This is a genomic window from Acinetobacter sp. YH12046, assembly GCF_013419905.1.
Taxonomy (GTDB): Bacteria; Pseudomonadota; Gammaproteobacteria; order Pseudomonadales; family Moraxellaceae; genus Acinetobacter.
In genome coordinates, this window is sequence record NZ_VOZF01000060.1 from 1 (window position 1) to 3,418 (window position 3,418).

Annotated in this window: 4 protein-coding genes and 1 pseudogene; all 5 read right to left on the reverse strand. The window is 45.6% G+C overall.

Annotated features, from left to right (window positions below):
- Positions 1 to 214: 214 nt before the first annotated feature.
- A complete protein-coding gene (locus FTU03_RS15725) occupies positions 215 to 439 on the reverse strand; it encodes a hypothetical protein (RefSeq protein WP_000743213.1) in 225 nt (74 codons plus the stop codon).
- Positions 436 to 1,173 (reverse strand): recombinase family protein, encoded by a 738-nt coding sequence (locus FTU03_RS15730; RefSeq protein WP_001366550.1) that lies wholly within the window; start codon positions 1,171 to 1,173, stop codon positions 436 to 438. The genes FTU03_RS15725 and FTU03_RS15730 overlap by 4 nt, the downstream gene beginning before the upstream one ends.
- Positions 1,174 to 1,321: 148 nt before the next feature.
- On the reverse strand, positions 1,322 to 2,488 hold the full coding sequence (locus FTU03_RS15735) for a tetracycline-inactivating monooxygenase Tet(X3) (protein WP_024160783.1): 1,167 nt from the start codon (positions 2,486 to 2,488) through the stop codon (positions 1,322 to 1,324).
- Between the two features lie 189 nt (positions 2,489 to 2,677).
- Positions 2,678 to 3,271 carry a tyrosine-type recombinase/integrase gene (locus tag FTU03_RS15740; RefSeq protein ID WP_205779272.1) on the reverse strand — a complete coding sequence of 198 codons (594 nt, stop codon included), beginning with the start codon at positions 3,269 to 3,271 and terminating at the stop codon, positions 2,678 to 2,680.
- 72 nt (positions 3,272 to 3,343) lie between these two features.
- Positions 3,344 to 3,418 (reverse strand): annotated as a pseudogene (locus FTU03_RS15745) (IS6 family transposase); the annotation flags it as partial.

Consider the following 3,418-nt stretch of genomic DNA (forward strand, 5'->3'; position numbering starts at 1 on the left):
GCATGTTCCGCGTCCTTGCAATACTGTGTTTACATACAGTCTATCGCTTAGCGGAAAGTTCTTTTACCCTCAGCCGAAATGCCTGCCGTTGCTAGACATTGCCAGCCAGTGCCCGTCACTCCCACTCGATTGTAAACAAGCACACAAAACCCTTTAGTGACAACAATTTGCAAGAACTATCAGGCTCAGTGCCATGAAAAATACCATGACCAGATCATGAGGTTGAACACGGCTTGCGCCGGCAGCGTTCACGCTCCTGGTCGGCGATCTCGCCCGGCTGCAATGCTAGCTCAGCATCGGTCATGCGCTCCAGCACGTCGCGTAGGCGGATGGTGCAAGGAATGGGCGGCAGCTCGAACTCATAGCCGCCGGCGATCATTTCGGCCGCAATCTCCTCGGTGATGAAAAACGGCTCGTCGTCTTGGTTCGGCTTCTTCATGCCCTTTCCTCCTGGCGCTCATCCTGGCCGACAGCGGCCAGGGCATCGGCTTCCGTCAATGCGTCCTCCACGAACGCGCCGTGCTGCTTCGCTTCGGCCTGGCTGACCTCGGCCCATATCCGTTTCACCTGGGCCGCACTGTACCCGGCCAGCTCGGCGGTCTTGTTGATGCTGTAGCCGGACTTGCGCAGCGCGACAACTTGGGCGCGGCGCTTCGGATCAGCACGGCGGCCCTTGTACCGCCCGGCCTGGCGGGCCAACTCAATGCCTTGGCGCTGGCGTTCGCGCCTGTCCTCGTAGTCGTCGCGGGCCATCTGCAAGGCCAGGCGAAAAAGCATGATCTGCACGGCTTCCAGCACGATCTTGGCGACGCCCTGGGCCTCGGCCGCCAGGTCGGATAGATCGACCACGCCAGGGACGGCCAGGCGTGCGCCTTTGGCCTGTATCGAGGCCACCAGGCGCTCGGCCTCGGGCAAAGGTAGGCGGCTGATGCGGTCGATCTTCTCGGCAATGACCACCTCGCCGGGCTGTAGGTCGCCGATCATGCGCAGCAGCTCAGGCCGGTCGGCGCGTGCGCCGGATGCCTTCTCACGGTAGATGCCGGCGACGTAGTAGCCGGCGGCCTTCGCGGCCGTAGTGATCGCCTCTTGGCGTTCCAAGTCCTGCGCGTCGGTGCTGACGCGCAGATAGACCCGCGCCACCATCGGCGCGGCTACTGGCTTCGTCCTGCGCATACTTGCGGGCTCCTTTGGGCATACTCAAATGCACCCATCTTAAACTGGCAGCTAATGTACAAAAGTTGATAGAAGCACACAAGTTCAATTTTGCACTTCTGCCCCACTATTGCAAAACTGCTTGTTAGTAGCCGTTTTTTCTTACTGTTTATAGATTCAATAATTTTTGAAACGAAAAATTGGGACTAAACATTTCGGTTTCGTTTTCTGTCGATTCGTCCTGCGTATCTTTTGCATAAACAAACATTTGTTGTTCGTAGTTTTCGATGGCATTTTCAATACTTGTAAATTCTCCGTTTGTAAGGTTTTCAGACAATATCAAAGCATCCAATAATCCCGTATTTACACCCTGTCCTGCAAAAGGCGACATCAAATGAGCAGCATCGCCAATCATTGTTATGGGTAATGGACGGTTACTTTTCCAATCATTGTTCAAAGGAAATTTCCTTGTGGGCAAGCATTGAAATGTTGATACCGAACGTATTAATTGTTTGTAAACTTCACTCCATTTGGAAAATCTTTTCAATAAAAAATCGGCAACGCTGTTTCTGTCCTGAAAATCTAAGGGAATTTTATTTTTCCATTCATCGGGCGTTTTAAAACTAATTCCTAAATACAATGCACCATTATTATTGGGATTGGCAAACAATAAAATGCCCTGATGTCCCGCCATTAATCGGTTGCCGTTGCATAGCTGAAAAAATCCGGGACAGTTTATTTCCGGTTGAAGAATATCAGCTTGGATGTTGAAAGTACCGGTTTCTTCAACTTGCGTGTCGGTAACAAAGCTCCTTATTTTCGACATTCCACCATTGGCAAGAATAACCAAATCTGCTGTTTCACTCGGTTTATTCTCAAAAGTTAGTGTCCACTTCTTCTTACCAGGTTCAAGCATAACAAGTTTTCTATCCCAAATAACCGTGTCGTTTTCTAAACTATTCAACAAGATAGCCCTTAAGTCATTTCTGTTTATTTCAGGATTGTCAAATCGATTTTCGGGCTTTACATTTTTTGTGGATAAAATATTGCCTTTTTCATCAGCAATATTTACACCCATTGGTAAGGCTAAGTCATAATAAGTTTGTAACAATCCCGCTTTTTTCATTGCTTCCTGACCTGAACCTTTGTGTAGGTCAAGGGTTCCACCAAAAATTCTTGCCTCTCGGTCGTTGTCTCTTTCGTAAACTGAAACGTCTATGCCGTTTTGCTGTAATAATTTTGCCATAGTCAGTCCAACGGGTCCACCACCAATTATTGCAACGTTCTTATCACTAAGTAAATTCATTTGTTTGTCCGTATCTATTCGCATTGTCATTCAAAAATGGCACATAACAAGTGGCTATACGCCAAATGGCGTATATATCCACTATATCTTATTTTGCTAAACCTTTCATTATCAGTGACAAATCCGTTTTCAACCGTTTACCGTTCGTTTCTACTCTCTCAAAAGGATTTATATTCATAGTGCTTTTTGTTAAGTTTTGCTCAAATATACAAATCCTTTCTATATATCTAACAAATCCATCGGACTTTTTAATTGTTCCATTCCCTTGGTGGTAATATGTGTATAAACCTCAGTTGTTTTACTGCTTGAATGACCTAACAACGATTGAATATAACGTAAACTCGTACCATTCTCAAGCAAATGCGTTGCAAAGCTATGTCGTAAGGTATGTACAGTAACTTCCTTTTGAATCTTTGCTTTTAAAACAGCTGCTTTAAAAATGTTTTGAATACTTCGGCTTGAGTATGCGCCACCTTTTTGACCTTCAAATAAATAATCTTTTGGTTTATATTCCATAAAGTATGTTCTTAAAATAATTAATGTTTTCTCAGATAAAATGGTATAACGATCTCTTTTTCCTTTTGACTGTTCTATACGAATTTGCATGCGCTTGGAGTCAATGTCTTTTATTTTCAGGTTTATACATTCAGAAATGCGCAAACCTGCCGAATAAATAGTCATCAGAATAGCCTTGTGTTTCACGTTTTCAATAGCGCGTAGTACCCGAATGGTTTCTTCTTCACTCATCACAACAGGAAGTGTTTTTTCTTTTTTTGGTCTTTCGATGAAATATGTTTTCCGTTGTCCACCCAAAACACGTTCGTAATAAAACTGGCACTGTTGCAAAGTTAGCGATGAGGCAGCCTTTTGTCTTATTCAAAGGCCTTACATTTCAAAAACTCTGCTTACCAGGCGCATTTCGCCCAGGGGATCACCATAATAAAATGCTGAGGCCTGGCC

What these genes read in the sequence shown, in the direction of transcription:
- FTU03_RS15725 (WP_000743213.1), bottom strand. Translation starts at nt 439, where the DNA reads ATGAAGAAGCCGAACCAAGACGACGAGCCGTTTTTCATCACCGAGGAG.
- FTU03_RS15735 (WP_024160783.1), bottom strand. Translation starts at nt 2,488, where the DNA reads ATGACAATGCGAATAGATACGGACAAACAAATGAATTTACTTAGTGAT.
- FTU03_RS15730 (WP_001366550.1), bottom strand. Translation starts at nt 1,173, where the DNA reads ATGCGCAGGACGAAGCCAGTAGCCGCGCCGATGGTGGCGCGGGTCTAT.